Source organism: Mesorhizobium sp. BR1-1-3, from assembly GCF_020165455.1.
Classification (GTDB): Bacteria; Pseudomonadota; Alphaproteobacteria; order Rhizobiales; family Rhizobiaceae; genus Mesorhizobium; species Mesorhizobium ciceri.
The window spans coordinates 25,255-45,270 of the sequence record NZ_JAIUIC010000024.1 but is presented as its reverse complement, the minus strand read 5'-3'; the positions used below and the strand labels follow the sequence as shown (position 1 = coordinate 45,270).

At 63.4% G+C, this 20,016-nt stretch carries 16 protein-coding genes; 2 read left to right on the top strand and 14 right to left on the bottom strand.

Annotated features, from left to right (window positions below; translation table 11 throughout):
* Positions 1 to 106: 106 nt before the first annotated feature.
* The 4 genes from lpdA to LB559_RS31815 form a co-directional block, all read right to left on the bottom strand.
* Positions 107 to 1,504: a dihydrolipoyl dehydrogenase gene (gene lpdA / locus LB559_RS31830; protein ID WP_224675828.1), complete on the bottom strand. Its 1,398-nt coding sequence runs from the start codon at positions 1,502 to 1,504 to the stop codon at positions 107 to 109.
* A 201-nt stretch (positions 1,505 to 1,705) separates the two neighbouring features.
* A complete protein-coding gene (locus LB559_RS31825; protein WP_224675827.1) occupies positions 1,706 to 3,022 on the bottom strand; it encodes a dihydrolipoamide acetyltransferase family protein in 1,317 nt (438 codons plus the stop codon).
* Position 3,023: 1 nt separating this feature from the next.
* Positions 3,024 to 4,037: an alpha-ketoacid dehydrogenase subunit beta gene (locus LB559_RS31820; RefSeq protein ID WP_013528742.1), complete on the bottom strand. Its 1,014-nt coding sequence runs from the start codon at positions 4,035 to 4,037 to the stop codon at positions 3,024 to 3,026.
* 4 nt (positions 4,038 to 4,041) lie between these two features.
* Positions 4,042 to 5,274: a 3-methyl-2-oxobutanoate dehydrogenase (2-methylpropanoyl-transferring) subunit alpha gene (locus tag LB559_RS31815; RefSeq protein WP_224675826.1), complete on the bottom strand. Its 1,233-nt coding sequence runs from the start codon at positions 5,272 to 5,274 to the stop codon at positions 4,042 to 4,044.
* Positions 5,275 to 5,625: 351 nt separating this feature from the next.
* Here LB559_RS31815 and holA point away from each other — a divergent pair, with 351 nt between their 5' ends.
* Positions 5,626 to 6,669: a DNA polymerase III subunit delta gene (holA, locus tag LB559_RS31810; protein ID WP_024504082.1), complete on the top strand. Its 1,044-nt coding sequence runs from the start codon at positions 5,626 to 5,628 to the stop codon at positions 6,667 to 6,669.
* 45 nt (positions 6,670 to 6,714) lie between these two features.
* On the opposite strand, the gene LB559_RS31805 is transcribed toward holA, so the two are convergent.
* From LB559_RS31805 to mnmE, 7 genes are all read right to left on the bottom strand, one after another.
* Complete coding sequence (locus LB559_RS31805; RefSeq protein ID WP_224675825.1) at positions 6,715 to 7,503, bottom strand: DUF2182 domain-containing protein; 789 nt, start codon at positions 7,501 to 7,503, stop codon at positions 6,715 to 6,717.
* A 33-nt stretch (positions 7,504 to 7,536) separates the two neighbouring features.
* Positions 7,537 to 8,163: a DUF1326 domain-containing protein gene (locus LB559_RS31800; RefSeq protein WP_024504084.1), complete on the bottom strand. Its 627-nt coding sequence runs from the start codon at positions 8,161 to 8,163 to the stop codon at positions 7,537 to 7,539.
* Positions 8,164 to 8,675: 512 nt separating this feature from the next.
* Entirely contained in the window at positions 8,676 to 9,566 is an 891-nt protein-coding gene (locus LB559_RS31795; protein WP_013528737.1) for a ParB/RepB/Spo0J family partition protein, read from the bottom strand.
* Between the two features lie 63 nt (positions 9,567 to 9,629).
* Positions 9,630 to 10,430, bottom strand: a complete 801-nt coding sequence (locus tag LB559_RS31790; protein WP_013528736.1) for a ParA family protein — start codon at positions 10,428 to 10,430, stop codon at positions 9,630 to 9,632.
* A gap of 52 nt (positions 10,431 to 10,482) precedes the next feature.
* A complete protein-coding gene (gene rsmG / locus LB559_RS31785; RefSeq protein WP_224675824.1) occupies positions 10,483 to 11,115 on the bottom strand; it encodes a 16S rRNA (guanine(527)-N(7))-methyltransferase RsmG in 633 nt (210 codons plus the stop codon).
* On the bottom strand, positions 11,112 to 12,992 hold the full coding sequence (mnmG, locus tag LB559_RS31780) for a tRNA uridine-5-carboxymethylaminomethyl(34) synthesis enzyme MnmG (protein WP_224675823.1): 1,881 nt from the start codon (positions 12,990 to 12,992) through the stop codon (positions 11,112 to 11,114). Before mnmG ends, rsmG begins: the two co-directional genes overlap by 4 nt.
* A gap of 300 nt (positions 12,993 to 13,292) precedes the next feature.
* Complete coding sequence (gene mnmE, locus LB559_RS31775; protein WP_224675822.1) at positions 13,293 to 14,624, bottom strand: tRNA uridine-5-carboxymethylaminomethyl(34) synthesis GTPase MnmE; 1,332 nt, start codon at positions 14,622 to 14,624, stop codon at positions 13,293 to 13,295.
* 64 nt (positions 14,625 to 14,688) lie between these two features.
* Between mnmE and LB559_RS31770 the strand changes: the two genes are divergently transcribed.
* Positions 14,689 to 16,707, top strand: a complete 2,019-nt coding sequence (locus LB559_RS31770; RefSeq protein WP_224675821.1) for a thioredoxin domain-containing protein — start codon at positions 14,689 to 14,691, stop codon at positions 16,705 to 16,707.
* A gap of 200 nt (positions 16,708 to 16,907) precedes the next feature.
* Here the strand turns inward: LB559_RS31770 and rho are convergent, their stop codons facing one another.
* From rho to hemE, 3 genes are all read right to left on the bottom strand, one after another.
* Complete coding sequence (gene rho / locus LB559_RS31765; protein WP_013528732.1) at positions 16,908 to 18,173, bottom strand: transcription termination factor Rho; 1,266 nt, start codon at positions 18,171 to 18,173, stop codon at positions 16,908 to 16,910.
* Between the two features lie 229 nt (positions 18,174 to 18,402).
* Positions 18,403 to 18,939: a protoporphyrinogen oxidase HemJ gene (gene hemJ / locus LB559_RS31760; RefSeq protein WP_224675820.1), complete on the bottom strand. Its 537-nt coding sequence runs from the start codon at positions 18,937 to 18,939 to the stop codon at positions 18,403 to 18,405.
* Positions 18,939 to 19,970 carry a uroporphyrinogen decarboxylase gene (gene hemE / locus LB559_RS31755; RefSeq protein ID WP_224675819.1) on the bottom strand — a complete coding sequence of 344 codons (1,032 nt, stop codon included), beginning with the start codon at positions 19,968 to 19,970 and terminating at the stop codon, positions 18,939 to 18,941. Before hemE ends, hemJ begins: the two co-directional genes overlap by 1 nt.
* Positions 19,971 to 20,016 lie beyond the last annotated feature (46 nt).

The following is a 20,016-nucleotide window of genomic DNA, read 5'->3' as shown; positions in this document are numbered from 1 at the left end:
CCTCAATGCAAAAGCACGCGATGCGCGCAACGAGTTCGCGAGTGCAACTTGACACCCCAGATAGTCGCTCTCCCCCCGCCGGAGGGAGAGGAAAAGGAGCCTCCCTCTAAATATGCAGCGCGTGTCCCAGCGCCTTCAGCGCCGCTTCCTGGAATCCCTCGCCCTGCGTCGGATGGGCATGGATGGTGCCGGCGATGTCCTCCAGCCGCGCGCCCATCTCCAGCGCCAGCCCGAACGCCGCCGCCAGTTCCGACACACCCTGCCCGACCGCCTGGATGCCGAGCACCAGATGGTTGTCGGCGCGGGCCAAGACGCGGACAAAGCCGTCCTCGCCCAGCTTCGTCATCGCCCGGCCGTTGGCCGCGAACGGGAACATGCCGATCTTGATCTCGCCGCCGAGCGCCTTGGCTTCTTCCGGCGAAAGACCAGCGGTCACCAGTTCGGGATCGGTGAAGCAAACGGCGGGTATCGAACGCTTGTCCCAGCTGCGCTTGTGGCCGGCAACGATCTCGGCGACCATCTCGCCCTGCGCCATCGCCCGGTGCGCCAGCATCGGCTCGCCGGTGACGTCGCCAATGGCGAAGATGCCGCGCATCGAGGTGCGGCACTGGTCGTCGATGCGGATGAATTTGCCGGCCATGTCGAGGTCGATCTGCTCGAGCCCCCAGCCTTCGGTCACCGGCTTGCGCCCGACCGTGACCAGGATTTTTTCGGCGGCGACCTTGGCGCTTTTGCCGTCCGAGGTCTCGACCAGCAACGCGTCACCCTTGGTTGAAAGCCCCTTGGCCTTGGCGCCCAGCATCACCTCGACGCCGAGCGCGGTGAGCCGCTTGACCACCGGCCGGGTCAGCTCCGCATCATACTGCGCCAGCACGCGCGGCAAGGCCTCGATCACGGTCGCCTCAGCGCCCATCTTGGCAAATGCCATGCCGAGTTCCAGCCCAATATAGCCGCCCCCGACGACCGCGAGCTTTTTCGGCACTTCGCTGAGCGCCAGTGCCTCGGTTGACGAAATCACCGACCCGCCAAAGGGCAAGAACGGCAACTCGACCGGCGCCGAGCCGGTGGCGATCACGATGGTTTCAGCACGGATCACTTGGCTACCCGTCTCGGTCTCGACCGCGACCGTCTTGCCGTCGCGAAAGCTCGCCCAGCCATGCACGGTTTTCACGCCTGCCTTCTTGAGCAGGCCGGCGACGCCACTGTTGAGCCGGCTGACGATGCCGTCCTTCCAGGCGACGGTCCGGGCAAGATCGAGCGTCGGCGCGGTGACCGAAATGCCGAGCGGGCTCTTGCCGCCCGCCATGTGCGACACCTTCTCGAACTCCTCCGCCGCATGGATCAGCGCCTTGGACGGGATGCAGCCGACATTGAGGCAGGTGCCGCCCGGCTTGCCCGCCTCGATGATCACCGTATCGACGCCGAGCTGTCCGGCCCGGATGGCGCAGACATAGCCGCCCGGCCCGGCGCCGATGACGAGCAGCTTGCAGGAGATTTCTTTCATGATGGCACGCTCTTTCTGGTGGCGAAGGCCCCCTCATCCGGCCGCCTCGCGGCCACCTTCTCCCCGGTGCGGAGAAGAGGCGAGCACAGACGCCGGCGACCTCCTCTCCCCTCGGGGAGAGGTCGGATTGCCCCGAATTGCCCTTCGCAATTCGGTTTTGGCAATCCGGGTGAGGGGGCCCTTGCGACCGTTCTCATCCCCTCAATCCACGAAAATCAGCGCCGGCGTTTCCAGCAGCGTCTTGATCCGCTGGATGAACACCGCCGCATCCCACCCATCGATCACCCGATGGTCGAAGCTCGACGACAGGTTCATCATCTTGCGCGGCATGAACTGGGTGCCGTCCCACACCGGCCGCACCATCATCTTGTTGACGCCGACGATCGCCACTCCCGGATGGTTGATGACCGGCGTCGTCGCCACGCCGCCCATGGCGCCGAGCGAGGTGATGGTGATGGTCGAGCCGGACAGCTCGTCGCGTGTTGCCGTGCCGGACTTGGCCGCCTCGGCCAGCCTGATGACCTCGGCGCCGCAATCCCAGATGTCGCGCGCCTCGGCGTGCCTGACCACCGGAACCACCAGCCCCGACGGCGTCTGTGCGGCGATGCCGATATGGATACCGCCATGCTGATGGACGATGCCGGCCTCGTCGTCGAACAGGGAGTTGAGATTGGGCTGGTCCGCGATCGCCTTGACCATCGCCCGCATCAGGAACGGCAGCAGCGTCAGTTTCGGCCGCTCCACGCCAGGACGCTTCTCCTTGTTGAGCGCCGCGCGCAATTCCTCCAGTGCGGTGACGTCGATCTCCTCGACATAGGTGATGTGCGGAATGCGCGATTTGGACAGCGACATCTTCTCGGCGATCTTGCGCCGCAAGCCGACCACCTTGATATCCTGCACAGCATCGTTGCGGGCGAGGCCGGATGCCTTTGCGACCCGCGGCCCGCGCGCCAGGAACGCTTCGATGTCCTCATGGCCGATGCGACCGGCCGGACCGGATCCGGCAACCTGCCTGAGATCGATGCCGGCTTCTTTTGCCCGCAGACGAACGGCCGGCGACGCCAGCGGTCTTTCGCCTTCAGGCCGCGGCGCGCCGGGGACGGAAGGCTGCGCCGTGCTTTTCTGTGAGGCTGCCGGTTTCGCCTTGGGCTCGTCGCTCTTTGGTGATGCCTTCACGACCGGCGCAGCAGCCTCGGGCTTCGGCGTCGGAAGTTTTGCCGGAGGCTCAGCGGACACCGCTTCCGCTTCGGCGCCTTGCGGCTTGGCGTTGCCCTCGCCCGCCACCTTCAGCCGCACGATGGGCGAGCCGATGGCCACCGTGTCGCCGATCTCGGCGCCCAGCCACAGGATCTCGCCATCAACCGGCGACGGGATTTCAACCGTCGCCTTATCGGTCATGACGGCGGCGAGCACAGTGTCCTCGCGGACGATATCGCCGACCTTGACGTGCCATTCGACCAGCTCGGCCTCGGCGACGCCTTCGCCGACATCGGGCAGCTTGATGATGTGTTCGCCCATCTCAGGCTCCCATGGTTTCAAGCAAGGCACGGCCAACGCGGGCGGGACCGGGAAAATAATCCCACTCCTGCGCATGCGGATAGGGCGTGTCCCAGCCGGCAACGCGAGCAACCGGCGCTTCGAGGTGATAGAAACAGTTTTCCTGCACCAGCGCCGACAGCTCGGCGCCGAAGCCCGAGGTCAGCGTCGCCTCATGCACGATGACGCAGCGCCCGGTCTTTTTCACCGAGGCGACGATCGTATCGAGATCAAGCGGCAGCAGGGTCCTGAGGTCGATGATCTCGGCATCGATGCCGGTTTCTTCGACAGCCGCCTGCGCGACATAGACCATGGTGCCGTAGGCGAGCACGGTGAGGGCCGAGCCTGCCCTGCGGATCGCCGCCTTGCCGAGCGGCACCGTGTAGTGGCCGTCGGCCACCTCGCCCAGCTCATGCTTCGACCAGGGCGTCACCGGCCGGTCGTGATGACCATCGAACGGACCGTTGTAGAGCCGCTTCGGCTCGAGGAAGATCACCGGATCCGGATCCTCGATCGCCGCGATCAAAAGCCCCTTGGCGTCATGCGGGTTGGACGGCACCACCGTCTTCAGCCCCGACACATGGGTGAACAGCGCCTCAGGGCTCTGGCTGTGCGTCTGGCCGCCAAAAATGCCGCCGCCGGTCGGCATGCGCACCACGATCGGGCAGGTGAAATCGCCGTTGGAGCGGTAGCGCAGCCGTGCCGCTTCCTGGGTCAGCTGGTCGTAGGCCGGGTACATGTAGTCGGCAAACTGAATTTCCACGCACGGCTTCAACCCATAGGCGGCCATGCCGATGGCCGAGCCGACAATGCCGGATTCGTTGATCGGCGCATCGAAGCAGCGGCTCTTGCCGTATTTGGCCTGCAAGCCCTGCGTGCAGCGGAAGACGCCACCGAAGAAGCCGACGTCCTCGCCGAACACGACGACTTTCTCGTCGCGCCCCATCGACACATCCATGGCATCGCGAATGGCCTCGATCATGGTCCGTCGCGGCATGGCTTCAGACTCCCGCCTGTTGGCGCTGGCGTCTGAGATGCGGCGGCATTTCGGCGTAGAGCCCTTCGAACATGTCGCGCGTCGACGGCTTGCCGCCGGCATGCAGCGTGCCGTGGCCTTCGGCTTCCTTCTGCGCCGCGATAACCGTGTCGAGGATTTCCGCCTCGGCCTGCGCGTGACGCTCGTCCGACCAGACGCCGAGCGCGATGAGATGGTTCTTCAGCCGCACGATCGGGTCGCCGAGCGGCCAAGCGTCGGATTCGGTCTTCGGCCGGTAGGCGGACGGGTCGTCCGAGCTCGAATGTGCGCCGGCACGGTAGGTGACATATTCGACCAGCGTCGGCCCGAGATTGCTGCGCGCCCGCTCCGCCGCCCATTTGGCCACGGCGTGGACGGCGAGATAGTCGTTGCCGTCGACGCGCAATGACGGGATGCCGAAGCCGAGGCCCCTCGCCGCGAACGTGCCCGAACCGCCGCGCGCGATGCCTTGAAAGGTCGAGATCGCCCACTGGTTGTTGACGACATTGAGCACGACCGGCGCCTTGTAGGTGGAGGCGAACACCAGCGCCGAATGGAAATCGGACTCGGCCGTCGAGCCGTCGCCGATCCACGCGGCTGCGATGCGCGAATCGTTCGATATCGCCGAGGCCATCGCCCAGCCGACCGCCTGGATGTACTGCGTCGCCAGATTGCCGGAGATCGAGAAGAAGCCGTGCTCCTTCGACGAATACATGACCGGCAATTGCCGGCCCTTCAGCGGGTCGGCTTCGTTGGAATAGATCTGGTTCATCATCGTGACCATCGGGTAGCCAGCGGCAATCAGCAGCCCTGCCTGGCGATAGGTCGGAAAGTTCATGTCGCCCGGCGCCAGTGCCTTGCGGAAGGCGCAAGCCACAGCCTCTTCGCCCAGATGCTGCATGTAGAACGAGGTCTTGCCCTGCCGCTGCGCCATCTGCATGCGCGCATCGAAGGTCCGCAGCGTCATCATGTGGCGCAGGCCGGTGAGAAGCTCGTCGCTGGACAGCAGGCCGGCCCACGGGCCGACGGCCTCGCCCGTGCGGTTCAGCACGCGGATGATCGAGAAGGCATGATCGCGGATGGTGCGCGGATCGACATCGATCTCCGGGCGCGGCACCGAGCCGGCCTTGGGGATCGGCACATTGGAAAAGTCAGGCGTTCCGCCCGGCCGCACTTCCGGTTCCGGAACATGAAACCGCAACATCCCAGCATCGGCCATGACCTTTGTCCTCCAATGTTGCCTGGAACAGATATTTGCATATCTGCGCCGCCAGTGCGAATTTGTCGGGTAGCCTGCGGACGTCGGTCCCGGCCGCGCCGGCCGATCCAGCCTCCCGCACCCAAGATGAAGATATGTCCGCGAAATTTCTTGTCGATGTTGGGCGGTGGCGCGCAATTAGAGAGAAGGTTGGGCGAGGTTTGCCGGCAGATAAGGTGATTGGTCGACGAACTCGCGCCCTTCCTCTCCCCCGTCGATCGGGGGAGAGGTGTCGAGCGAAGCTCGAGGGAGTGGGGGTCGACGGTTCGCCCAAGCTGGATGCCGCCCCCACATCATGCTAACCAGCCCGCCATGGCACAGAAGAAAGCATATGAGGTCGATGGCTGGCTCGCGAAGCCGGACCAGCGGATCTCCATTGTCCTGCTTTACGGCCCCGATCGCGGCCTTGTCTCCGAGCGAGCAAAGGCCTTTGCCGGCAAGACCGGCCTGCCGCTCGACGATCCCTTCTCGGTGGTCAGGCTGGAAGGTTCGGAGGTCGACCGAGACGAGGGCCGGCTGCTCGACGAGGCCCGCACCGTGCCGATGTTTTCCGACCGGCGCCTGCTGTGGGTGCGCAATGCCAGCGGCCAGAAAGCATTGGCCGACGACGTCAAGGCGCTGACGGCGGAGCCCGCGCGCGATGCGATCATTCTCATCGAGGCCGGCGACCTCAAGAAAGGTGTCGGCCTGCGCGCCATCGTCGAGGCGGCCGACAACGCCATGGCCCTGCCTTGCTATGCCGATGAAGCCCGCGACATCGACACCGTCATCGACGGCGAACTGGGCAGGGCCGGCATGTCGATGACCATGGAAGCGAGACAGGCGCTGCGCCGCAATCTCGGCGGCGACCGGCTGGCCTCGCGCGGTGAGATCGAGAAGCTTGTGCTCTACGCCCATGGCCAGACCGAGATCGGCCTGGAGGAGGTCAAAGCGATGTCAGGTGATGTCTCCGGCGCGTCTTTCGACGACGCGGTCGACGCGCTTCTCGAAGGCAAGATCGGCGACTTCGACACCGCCTTCACCCGCCATTGCCAGTCCGGCGGCCAGCCCTTCCTGGTGCTGTCCTCGGCAATGCGGCAGTTGCAGCAGATCCAGATCATGCGCGGCCAGATGGAGTCCGGCAACCGCAACGCCGCCACGGTCGTTGCCGCCGCCCGCCCGCCGGTGTTTTTCTCGCGGCGCAAGCTGGTGGAGAAAGCGCTGGAGCGCTGGAGCACCGAAGCGCTCGGCCGCGCACTGACCCGGCTGCAGACGGCGGTGCTGCAGACCAGGCGGCGGCCGGATCTTTCCGTGGCGCTGGCAAGACAGGCGCTGCTTGGCATTGCGGTGGAGAGCAGCAGGTTGGCGCAGAGGTAGGAGAGCGATCCTCCTCTTCTCGGCACCGAGCGCTGCCTCCATCGGTCAATTCATTGTCATGGCGCCCACCTGCTGGAAGGTTGGCAGCGCCTGTGGAAAGACCAGCACCGCCGCGCCGTAAAGAAGCAGAGCGATACCCGACACCTTTGCGATCCCACCTCCTGACGGGAGGGTCTTTTCCGCAAAGATCAGCAAGGTGACCACGGCCATTGCGGCGACGTTCATGATCCCGAGAGGAAAGAGGGCGAGAAACAAAAGCCAGCAGCAGCCCAGGCAAAAAAGTCCATGCTCCAGGCCCATGCGAACCGCACCCCAATAACCATCGCGCCATGAGGTCAGGATGAAGCCAATCGGCGTGCGGCATTTGGCCAGACAAAGATCTTTCAGTGGGGAGAGTTGATAGGCGCCCCCAATCATCAGCAGCGCGCCGCCGATACGCGCGGCCGTCGCAGCGGACAATCCCACATGCCCGGCAAGCATCTCCGCACCCGCCGCACCGACAAAGGCGATAACGCCCATCACGCCCCAAACCAGCATATACCCGGCCACGAACACCCAGCTCGAGACAAAGGTCTCGCCCCGGCTCTGTTTGCCGGCCTGGACCTGGTGAAACGTCAGGATCATGGGCGCGGCCGTCGGAAACATCATGGCAATCATCATGATCATCCAGATGGCAAGAAACAGCGGCGCCTTCATACCCATGGTGAGTGCGTACATTTCCATGCGCATGTCCGCGTCCATGCCCATCTGCTGCCAGACAAGCAGGGTCCACGCCGCCGCAGCGATAGCGATCAGCAGCGCGAGAATGATGTATCGCTGCAACGTCGGGGCCATGGACGAGGTCGTTCCGTGCTACGCTGCCAACGGCTACTGCTGCCCAGACCAATTGATCGGGGCGTAATGTCCGTTTCGGCGGGAATTGTCCCAGCTCATGCCATGATCGCTGAATGTACTGCCTTCCGCCCCCATCGCCAGGGCGAGCCAATCGGGATTGACAGGATGGCCGGTAGCCGCCCACATCTGCCCGTCCTCGCGCATTGTCGGCAGCGGCTCGACCGCCATCTGCATGACGCCCGCAATCTCCGCCGACCGCTTCTTGCCGTCTATCCGGTAGCTTATCGGCACCTTCTTGGCGCCAAGATTCGTGCCAATCATGGGTGCCAGCACCGCCATAGGGCCGCCCGCAGCGCCGGTGAAGATGGCACCTAGCGCCTCTGTTTGCCTGTCATCGGCCCGTTCGTCGATATAGGCGGCGGCCGTCCAATTGCCGTTTGCCATAGGACCCGGCGTGTGAGCGACCATCGCGACACTGAGCCCATCCAATCGAACGTCGCCGTAGTTGCCCGTATTGATATGAAAGACCAAACCGACGTCGCAAACACCTTTCGTCGGCTTCGATGTCAGCTGCGCGTTGGTGGACAGCAGACAAGGACATACGACATCGCAGCTACAATTTTCGAAGTAACTTCCGGACAATTGCCAACGGACTGCCATTTGCACCTCCCACTTGCGTCAGGCGCGTCGGCATATCGCATTGGCGGGGCGGTGCCATTTCACGACTGTTGTAGGAACGGCAAATAGCCCCCGCCTCGACCGACCGGCACGCTAGGGTACATAATTTAAGCCATATCTAATATAGGTTACGCCGTTGCCTGGCACTGTCAAGCCGCGAGCGGCAGGGCTGGCGGCAGGCGCTGCTTGGGATCGCGGTTGAGAGCGCGAGGCTGGGGAGCGAGCCTGATCTCCCCTCGAGGGGGAGATGTCGCCGAAGGCGACAGAGGGGGCCGCCGCGCGTGGGGCGCTGACCTCTTCTTCGTTCCCGCAGGGGCCCGGCGCTTGATGTGGGGCGACCCCCTCTGGCCTGCCGGCCATCCCCCCTCAAGGAGGGAGATTCGCGGCGTCACCGATTTCGCCAATCACCAGCGCCCCAAAAGGAAAAGGCCGGCCAAACGGCCAGCCCCTTTCCACATGCGCAATCTCCGGCCTCAATATACTTCGCCGGCTAACTAGCGCTCCTGCTTCAGCCTTCTGCACAGCTCATCAAGCTGCTCCAGCGACCGGTATGAAACCCGCAAAGTGCCGCCCTTGCCCTTGTGATCCACTGACACAATCATGCCGATCGTATCGGTCAACAGCTTTTCCAGCGCCAGCGTATCGGCGTCCTTTTGCTCCGGACTTGGCGCCGGCTTGGCTTCCTTGGTGCTGCTGGTGCCGGCCGGTATCTGGGCCAGCGCTTCGGCCTGGCGCACCGAAAGGCCCTCTTCGACGATACGCTTGGCAAGGCCGGCCGGATCTTCCGCCGTCACCAGCGTACGGGCATGGCCCGCCGACAGCGCGCCGTCGACCAGCATGTCGCGGATCACGTCCGGCAGCTTCAGGAGCCTGAGCGTATTGGCGACATGGCTGCGGCTCTTGCCGATCACCTGGCCGAGATCGGCCTGGGTGTAGCCGTGCTCGTCGATCAGCTGCTGATAGCCAAGTGCTTCCTCGACCGCATTGAGGTCGGTGCGCTGGACGTTTTCGATGATCGCCAGCTCGAGCGCGGTGCGGTCGTTGACCTCGCGGATGATGACCGGGATCTCGGAAAGCCCGGCGCGCTGCGCCGCCCGCCAGCGCCGCTCGCCGGCGATGATCTCGTAACGGCCGGCCTGTGCCGGCGAAGGACGCGCCACCACCGGCTGGACGACGCCGTGTTCGCGGATCGACTGGGCAAGGTCGGTCAGCTCGGCGTCGCCGAAATGCCGCCGCGGATTCTTCGGATTGGGGGTCAGGAACTCGATCGGCACCTTGCCGTCGGCGCTCATGCCTGGTTTTTCAGGCGCAGCTGGGCGGTCGATCTCGCCGATCAGCGCCGCCAGCCCACGCCCCAGTCTCTTTCTCGAAAGGTCTTCGCTCATCTTTATTCCAGGTTCCGGATCGTTTCGGTATCGAATCGGCTCTTTAGATTGCAGGCAGTCTAATCAAGCGGCGCGTAACTTGCGCTCGCGGCGGATCACTTCCGACGCCAGTTGCAGATAGGCCTGGCTGCCCGAGCATTTCAGATCGTAAAGGATCGCCGGCTTGCCGTAGGACGGCGCCTCGGACACCCGCACATTGCGCGGGATGACGGTCTCGTAGACCTTGTCGCCCATATGCGCCCGCACATCCTGCACCACCTGGTTGGCGAGATTGTTGCGGCCGTCATACATGGTCAGCACGATGCCCTGGATGGTGAGATCCGGATTGATCGAGCGGCGCACCTGCTCGACCGTCTCCAGCAACTGGCTGAGACCTTCGAGCGCGAAGAACTCGCATTGCAGCGGCACAAGAACAGAATCAGCCGCAGCCATTGAATTCAAAGTCAAAAGGTTGAGCGAGGGCGGGCAGTCGATCAGCACATAGCCGAAAGGTGCGCCGCGCTCGGTCGCGGCGCGCAGCGCATTGCGCAGCTTCAGCACGCGGTCGGGCGCGGAGGCGATCTCCATTTCAATGCCGAGCAGGTCGAGCGTCGACGGCACGATAGACAGGCCGGGCACCGCCGTCGGGATGGCCGCGGCCTCCAGCTCCAGCTCGCCGGTCAGCACGTCATAGGACGAGACCGTCCGATCCTTGCGGTCGATGCCGAGGCCGGTGCTGGCATTCCCCTGCGGATCGAGATCGACGATCAGCACCTTTTCGCCGATCGCGGCCAGCGCGGTCGCCAGATTGATGGCGGTGGTTGTCTTGCCGACGCCGCCTTTCTGGTTGGCTACGGTGATGATTCGGGGGCCATTCTTCATCATGGGTTTATGCCAGAAATTCATTTTGGGCGCCAAATCGCCTGTCAGTGACGGATCAGACAGATCGCAGGTTGGACAATTCCAGGATGACGCCGCCAGCGTCGGTCACACTGGGATGTTCTACCAGATCGAAGGACCATCGGTGAACGCTTTCTTGCACTTCGGTGCGGTAATCCCGGCCTTTGTGGAACAGGCCGCGCGCGCCTGAAATCAGCCAGGGCGCCGACAGGTCCAGCAAGGTCGAAAGCGGAGCCAGCGCCCGCGCCGTGACGATCTGCGGCGTCGAAACAAGCGCATGACTGTCGTCGATGCGGCGCGCCACCACCCGCGCCGGCAGGCTGAACTGCCCAATGACGGTCTGCAGGAAGGATGCTTTTTTGCGATTGCTTTCAACCAGATCGATGCTGGCGCTGTCGCGCTCGGCCAGCAGGAAAGCCATGACAAGGCCCGGAAATCCGCCGCCTGAGCCGATATCCACCCAGCGTGTGGCGGCCGGCTCTATGCGCGCGAGCTGCGCGCTGTCCAATATATGACGCTGCCAGACGTCGCCCGAGGTCGATTGCGCCACCAGATTGATGCTGCGATTCCACTTCTGGAACATCTGCTCGAACGCCACCAGCCGATCGAATGTTTCACGTGAAACCGGGCCTGCCGTGTCCTGCAGGCTCGCCAGGGTCATAGAACTCACGCAACATCCTTTTGTAGGCGCTGGGCGCTCTCCGCGTGACGGACATGCGCGACAATGATCGCCAGCGCCGCCGGCGTCATGCCTTCCATGCGCTGGGCATCGGCGATGGAGCGCGGCCGCCGCGCCTGCATCTTCTGCTTCAACTCGTTCGACAGACCCGGCACTCCGGCGAAATCGACCGTCTCGGGGATCAGCCGGCTCTCTTCATGCCGGATCTGCGCGACATCCGTCTTCTGGCGATCGAGATAGACCGAATATTTCGCCTCTGTTTCGAGGCGCTCCGCCGTCTTGCCGTCGATTGCCGCGAATCGCGAATCGATACGTCCCAGCCAGGCCACGTCGACGTCGGGATAGGACAGCAATTCATAACCGGACCGGCGCACGCCGTCCCGGTTGATTTCCAGCCCATGACGCGCCGCCTCGTTGGGCGTCATTGTGAGCAACTTCGCCAGCTCCCGAGCCTCATCCAGACTTTGCATGACATCCCCGTAGCGCTGCATCCGCTGCGCCGAGGCGATGCCCAGCCTGGCCGCCAGCGGCGTCAACCGCTCATCGGCATTGTCGGCACGCAACGACAGCCTGAATTCGGCCCGCGAGGTGAACATGCGGTAGGGCTCCGCAATGCCCCGGCTGGTCAAATCATCGACCATGACGCCGATATAGGCCTCGGTGCGGCTGAGCACGATCTGCGCGCTGCCCGATGCCCGCCGCGCCGCATTGAGGCCGGCAAGCAAGCCTTGCCCGGCCGCTTCTTCATAGCCGGTCGTGCCGTTGATTTGCCCGGCGAGGAACAGGCCACTAACGCGCTTCGTCTCCAGCGTCTGATGCAGCTCGCGCGGATCGACATGATCATATTCGATGGCATAGCCGGGCTGCAGCATAACGGCTCGCTCCAGCCCCGGAATGGTTTTCAAGATGTCGAGCTGCACATCTTCGGGCAGCGAGGTCGAGATGCCATTGGGATAGACTGTGTCGTCGTCCAGGCCTTCCGGCTCCAGAAAAATCTGGTGCCCGTCCCTGTCCCCGAACTTGACGATCTTGTCCTCGATCGACGGGCAATAGCGCGGCCCAACGCCTTCGATCGATCCGGAATACATGGCCGAGCGACCGAGATTGGCGCGTATCAGCTCATGCGTCGCGGTCGTCGTCCGCGTAATGCCGCAATCGATCTGCGGCGTGGTGATACGGTCGGTCATCAGCGAGAACGGCACCGGATCCGCATCCGCCGCCTGGCTTTCCAGCGACGCCCAGCCGATGGTCCGGCCATCGAGCCGCGGCGGCGTCCCGGTCTTCAGCCGTCCAAGCTTGAAGCCGGCGCGGTCCATCGTTGCCGACAGGCCGAGGCTCGCCTGCTCGTTCATGCGGCCGGCGACGATCTTCTTCTCGCCGATATGGATAAGCCCGCGCAGAAAAGTCCCGGTCGTCAGGACGACCGCGCCACAGGCCAGGCGCCGCCCATCAGCCAGGAGAACAGCCCTGATCTGCCCATCGGCGATTTCGAAGTCCAGAACCTCGCCTTCGACCACGTCGAGATCGTTCTGCTGCCGAATCGCTTCCTGCATGGCAAGGCGATAGAGCTTTCTGTCGGCCTGCGTACGCGGGCCGCGCACCGCGGGGCCTTTGCGGCGGTTGAGCAGGCGGAACTGTATGCCGGCCGCATCCGCCACGCGGCCCATGAGGCCGTCCATGGCATCGATCTCGCGCACCAGATGGCCCTTGCCGAGCCCGCCGATCGCGGGGTTGCACGACATCACCCCGATCGTCTCGAAACGCAGCGTCACCAGCGCGGTCCTGGCACCGGCGCGCGCGGCAGCACTGGCCGCCTCGCAACCCGCGTGGCCGCCGCCCACCACAACCACATCATAGCGATTGGTCATTTCCAAACGTCCTGGACTCAGAAGAATGAGGGACACATGTCCCTGCGGAGCGACGCTGTCAAGAAAACTCCGCGACAAGTTTCACGTGAAACAGCCGAGCCGCCAGTTAGCTCAGTGTTTCACGTGAGTCATCGGGGCCGCCTGCTACGTTTCACGTGAGTCATGCAGGCGGCGCAGCGCGGTGGTGGCTCAGATGAAGCCTCCCCGCCTTCGGGGTTCGTCGAAAATCACGAAGCCATGCAGCAAAGCAACATACGATCTAAAGGGAGCTCACGCCGCAGCGACCCTGTTTCACGTGAGTCATTTCCCGATGCAGAACTGCGAGAAGATCACGTCCAGCATGTCCTCGACGTCGATGGCGCCGACGATTCGGCCCAAGCGGTCGGCGGCAAGCCGCAACTCCTCCGCGCGCAACTCCTGCCCGACAGAACGGCCATCGGTGGCGCGGAGCAGATGGCGGTTGGTTTCGCCCAGCAATTCGACGTGGCGAAGGCGCGACGGCAGGACATCGCCGACGCTGCCGGCTGCCTCCGCCGCCCGCTGGCCGATTTCCGCCAGCAGTTCCTCCACGCCCGTCCCGTTCTTCACTGAAATGACAAGGTCATAATCCTCCGTCGCGTCGCTCGCCGCGCGGCTTTCCAGCAGATCGAGCTTGGTGCCGACACGTAAGATCGGCGCTTCGGTCGGCAGCAGTCCAATCTCCCTGGGATCGGCGACATCCCTAAGCAACAGCAAGAGATCGGCGCCATGCGCCTTGGCCCTCGCCTTGTCGATGCCGATCGCCTCGACCTTCCCCGGCGCATCGCGCAACCCGGCCGTATCCGTAAGCCGGACACGCAGCCCCTGAAGATCAAGTGTCACTTCAAGCAGGTCGCGGGTCGTGCCTGGTTCATCCGTTACTATAGCGGCATCGCGCCGCGCCAGGGCGTTGAACAGACTCGACTTACCGGCGTTGGGCGCACCGAGGATGACGACCTCGAATCCATCGCGAATGATCTCGGCGGCGCGAAATCCGGCGATGTGCCGGTCGATCTCGTCGATCATCGTTCTGACATCAGACCAAACCGTATCCGAAACGGAACCGGGAACATCGTCCTCGTCGGCGAAATCGATCTCGGCCTCGATCATGGCGCGGGCATGGATCAGCCTGCGGCGCCAGCCGAGATAGAGTTCGCTCTGTACGCCGTCGGCATTCTGCACCGCGAAGCGCCGCTGCGCCTCCGTCTCGGCATTGACGAGATCCGCCAGCGCCTCGGTCTCGACCAGGTCGACCTTGCCGTTCAGAAAGGCGCGACGCGTGAATTCGCCCGGTTCCGCGTGCCTGACGCCGTCAAAACCGGTCATCGTCTCCAGCATTTTTGCCACAACGGCACGGCCGCCATGAACGTGGAATTCCGCGACATCCTCGCCGGTGAAACTGGCCGGACCGGGAAAGAACACAACCAGGCCGGTATCGAGCAATGTCCCGTCAGACGCCCTGAATCGGCGCAGAGCCGCCGCGCGGTCCTTAACCATAGTCCCAGCAATCGTTTCGACGACGAATCGAGTCTGCGGGCCGGAAATTCGGATGACGGCGACGCCGGCAGGCAGCCGGCCGCTCGACAGCGCTACGATGGAATCGCCTGAAATCATTTGCCCGCTCTACTGAACCGCCCTAGCTTCACACCTATCAGCCAATCGCACCCGAGTTTGCCCAGTGACGCTGCCCGCGCAAAACCTGCTTGCCGAAGAAGCCAGCCCCTATCTGCAGCAGCACAGCGGCAATCCCGTCCACTGGCGGGCCTGGTCGCCGGCTTCGCTCGAAGAGGCAAAGGCGCTGGATAGGCCGATCCTGCTCTCGGTCGGCTATGCCGCCTGCCATTGGTGCCATGTCATGGCGCATGAAAGCTTCGAAAACGATGGCGTCGCCGCCGTCATGAACCGTCTGTTCGTCAATATCAAGGTCGACCGCGAGGAGCGCCCGGACATCGACCAGATCTATATGGCGGCGCTGTCCTCGATGGGCGAGCAGGGCGGCTGGCCGCTGACCATGTTCCTGACCCCGGACGGCAAGCCGTTCTGGGGCGGCACCTATTTTCCGCGCGAGCCGCGCTACGGCCGCCCCGGCTTCATCCAGGTGATGGAGGCGGTGGACAAGGCGTGGCGGGAGAAGCGGGCGAGCCTCAACCAGAGCGCCGACGGGCTGACGACGCATGTCGAGACGCGGCTCGCCGGTTCGCATGCCAGAACCGTGCTCGACCGCGCCACGCTGGCGGAATTGGCCAAGGGCATCGACGGCATGATCGACCGTGATCTCGGCGGATTGCGCGGCGCGCCTAAATTTCCCAACGCGCCGTTCATGCAAACGCTGTGGCTGTCCTGGCTTCGCGACGGCAATGCCGCCCATCGCGACGACGTCCTCAACAGCCTCGAGCAGATGCTGAGCGGCGGCATCTACGACCACATCGGCGGCGGCCTCAGCCGTTACTCCACCGACGCCGAATGGCTGGTGCCGCATTTCGAAAAGATGCTCTACGACAATGCCCAGCTCCTCCGCTTCTGCAACTGGGCCTATGCCGCAAGCGGCAATGAATTGTTCCGGGTACGAATCGAAGAGACGATCAACTGGCTGCTGCGCGAAATGCGCGTCGACGGCGGCGCTTTTGCCGCCAGTCTCGATGCCGACAGCGACGGCGAGGAAGGTCTGTTCTACACCTGGAGCCGCGACGAGATCGAAGCCGCCCTTGGCGACGATTCCGCATTGTTTTTCAATCACTTCACGCTCTCCAGCCCGCATGGCTGGGAAGGCAAGCCGGTCGTCCACCAAACGCTGTCTCAGCAATCGCAATATGTGATCCACCGCGAAGAGATCAGCGCGCTCAAGGCGAAACTTCGTGCTGTCCGGGAAAAGCGGGTCAGGCCCGGTCTTGACGCAAAGACCCTCATCGACTGGAACGGCCAGATAATCGCAGCGCTTGCCGAGGCCGGCCGGGCGCTGGCGCGGCCTGACTGGATCGATGCGGCGGCAAAGGCCTTTGCCTATATCAGCTCTGGCAGCCGCGACGGCCGTCTGCCGCATTCGATGCTCGGCGCCAGAAAACTGTTCCCGGCTTTGTCCAGCGACTATGCCGCTATGACCAACGCCGCGATCTCGCTGTTCGAGGCCACCGGGGATTGGAGCTATGTCGACCAGGCTGGCCAGTTTGTCGGGCAGCTCGAGCATTGGCACGCCGACGCCGAGAAGACAGGTTACTACCTGACTGCTTCCGACAGCACCGACGTGCCGATCCGCATCCGCGGCGATGTCGACGAAGCTATTCCCTCCGCTACCGGCCAGATCATCGAGGCGCTGGTCCGGCTGGCCTCCGTCACCGGCGATCTCGAGCTGCAGGAAAGAGCCTGGCACGTCGCCGAGCATGCCGCCGGCCGCGCGGCGCACCAGACCTATGGCCAGGCCGGCATCGTCAATGCCTGCGCGCTGGCAATCGAGCCGCTCAAGCTGGTGTTGGTGGATGAGCTCACAGATCCAAAGCTCGTTCCGGTTGCGAATCGAAACCCGGACCCGCGCCGCGTCGACATCGTCGTGCCAATCGGTACGGCAGCGAATCGACCGTTGCTACCCGGTGGAATCCTGCCGCCGACCGACAAGGCAGGTGCATGGTTGTGTACAGGGCAGATTTGTTTGCCGGCGGTGACGGATGCTGAAGAGCTCGAGCGATTGTTGCGACGGCGATAGTTTTGCTAACCGCCGGCGAGAGACGCCCCCTCTGGCCTACCGGCCATCTCCCCCTCAAGTGGGGAGATCGGCAGCTTCGCTGTTCCGCTCACCTTACGGCATTGATAATTGCCGAAAGCGACCAAGGGCGTAATCTCCCCCTAGGGGGGGAGATGCCCGGCAGGGCAGAGGGGGGCGCGAAGGATCGCTACCCCATCTCCTTACGTGTTCATCGAATCGAAGAAATCCGCATTGGTCTTGGTCTGCTTCAGCTTGTCGATCAGGAACTCGATCGCGTCGGTGGTTCCCATCGGCGCCAGGATGCGGCGCAGCACGAAGATCTTCTGCAGGTCCTGCTTGGAAACCAGCAGGTCTTCCTTGCGGGTGCCGGACTTCAGGATGTCCATGGCCGGATAGATGCGCTTGTCGGCCACCTTACGGTCGAGCTGGATTTCGCAGTTGCCGGTGCCCTTGAACTCTTCGAAGATGACTTCGTCCATGCGGCTGCCGGTATCGATCAGCGCGGTGGCGATAATGGTCAGCGAACCGCCTTCCTCGATGTTGCGGGCGGCGCCGAAGAAGCGCTTCGGCCGCTGCAGCGCGTTGGCGTCGACACCACCGGTCAGCACCTTGCCGGATGACGGCACGACGGTGTTGTAGGCGCGGCCGAGACGGGTGATCGAATCGAGCAGGATGACGACGTCGCGGCCATGTTCGACCAGGCGCTTGGCCTTCTCGATGACCATTTCGGCGACCTGCACGTGGCGCACCGCCGGCTCGTCGAAGGTCGATGAGATCACCTCTCCCTTCACCGAGCGCTGCATGTCGGTCACTTCTTCCGGCCGCTCGTCGATCAGCAGCACGATCAGATAGCATTCCGGGTGGTTGGCGGTGATCGAGTGGGCGATGTTCTGCATCAGAACCGTCTTGCCGGTACGCGGCTGCGCGTTGATCAAGGCGCGCTGTCCCTTGCCGATCGGCGCCACCAGGTCGATCACACGGGCCGATATGTCCTTGGTGGTGACATTCTCGATCTCCATCTTCAGCCGCTTGGTCGGATAGAGCGGCGTCAGATTGTCGAAGTGGATCTTGTGACGGATCTTCTCGGGATCGTCGAAATTGATGGTGTTGACCTTGAGCAGCGCGAAATAGCGCTCGCCCTCTTTCGGGCTGCGGATCGGCCCTTCGACCGTATCGCCGGTCTTCAGCGAAAAGCGCCGGATCTGCGACGGTGAAATATAGATGTCGTCGGGACCTGGCAGGTAATTGGCGTTGGCGGAGCGCAGGAAGCCGAAACCGTCCTGCAGCACCTCGACCACGCCATCACCGATGATCTCGATCTCCTGGGCGGCCAGCTTCTTCAGGATCGCAAACATCAGCTCCTGCTTGCGCATGACGCTGGCGTTTTCGACCTCGAGCGATTCGGCATAAGCGATCAGCTCTGGCGGTTTCTTGTTCTTGAACTCGGCGAGTTTCATTTCTTGCATAGACGGACCTTGAATAGATGGAGTCTGGGTAGGCTTTGGGAAAATATCGGCGGGATGCGACAAATGCCGGGCGCGGCCGAAAACAACGAGGGGCGGCGCATGACGGGAAGGAAGACCCGTCTTTTATCGTCGGTCGGGTGAAAGAGCAAGCTGCGTTTTGCATGGCCTATGAAGGCCTAAACGCATCAATGCCTGTCGCAGTCTCCTGGCCGTTTTTGAGCAACATGCATCAGAACGGCTTGACCACCACCAGGATGACGATTGCGATCATCAGCAATGTGGGGATCTCGTTGACCATCCGCCAGTGCCTGACCGGTTTTTCATTACGGTCCTCGGCGAATTTGCGCACCGCGCCGGCCAGATAGCCATGCATGGCCGACAGCAAAAGCACCGCTCCGATCTTGGCGTGAAGCCAGCCGCCCTGGAAACCGAAACCCTTCCAGGCAAGCCACAGGCCGAACACCCAGGTGACGATCATCGCCGGGTTGATGATGCCGCGCAACAGGCGCCGCTCCATCACCTTGAAGGTTTCCGACTGCACCGAGCCCTTCTCGGCATCGGCGTGGTAGACCAGCAGCCGCGGCAGATAGAGCATGCCCGCCATCCACGAGATGACGGCGAGGATATGGATCGCCTTGGCCCAGGGGTAGAAACCGTCGGGTGCCGCGAAATACAAAAGCGCGGTGAAAACGATCAGCACGGCGATACCTGATATCATGCGCATCATCGCCTGGCCGCCGCTGTTCGTGTTGTTCATCTGAGCCATCAGCGTGTCGCGCTCCGCACCTGTTTCACCATCGCCTCGACATGGGCGATCGGCGTCTCCGGCGTGATGCCGTGACCGAGGTTGAAGATCAGCGGCCCGTCTCCCAGCGCTCCCAGGATCGCCTCGACGCCATCCGACAGCGCCTTGCCGCCAGCCACGAGCCGCAAGGGATCGAGATTGCCCTGAACCGCACCCGAGCGCTGCAATTCTTTCGCCGCGATCAGGGGCACCGTCCAGTCGATGCCCAGCGCCGTTACGCCGGTCTTCTGTCGATAGGTCCGGTAACGCGCACCGGCGCCCTTGGGAAAACCGATGATCGGGACATCGGGATAAACCGCCCGCACCCGGCCAACGATCTCGGCCATCGGCTGAACGCAGAACAAATCGAAAGTTTCATCGTCCAGCACGCCGGACCAGGAATCGAAAATCTGCACCACATCCGCGCCCGCCTCGATCTGGCGGATGAGATAGGCGGCCGAATGTTCGGCAAGCACCTTCAGCAATCGTTGAAAGGCCACCGGCTCGCGATAGGCAAAAAGCCGCGCCGGCGCCTGGTCGGGCGTGCCATGGCCGGCAATCATGTAGGTCGCCACCGTCCACGGCGCGCCGCAGAAGCCGATCAGGGTTGTCTCGTCGGGCAATTTGGCCCGCAACCGGCGAACCGTCTCGTAGACCGGTTCGAGATTCACGTGAAACACCTTGCCCTCCAGAGCCAGAATCTCCGGCGCGGTGATCGGCGTCAGCAGCGGCCCTCTGCCCTCTTCGAAGCGGACGTCACGGCCAAGCGCATGCGGAACGACAAGGATATCGGAAAATAGGATCGAAGCATCGAAGCCGAAGCGCTCGATCGGTTGCAAGGTCACTTCGACGGCAAGGTCTGGATCATAGCAGAGATCGAGGAACGAGCCTGCTCGCCTGCGTGTCTCCCGATACTCCGGCAGATAACGCCCTGCCTGACGCATCATCCAGAGCGGAGGCGGAAAATGAGCCTTGCCCTTCAGGACATCCAGCATGATCCGGTTCTGGGGCATCGAGCGCTCGCTTCTCCCGGCCTCTTCTATAATCAAAGATTCTTAT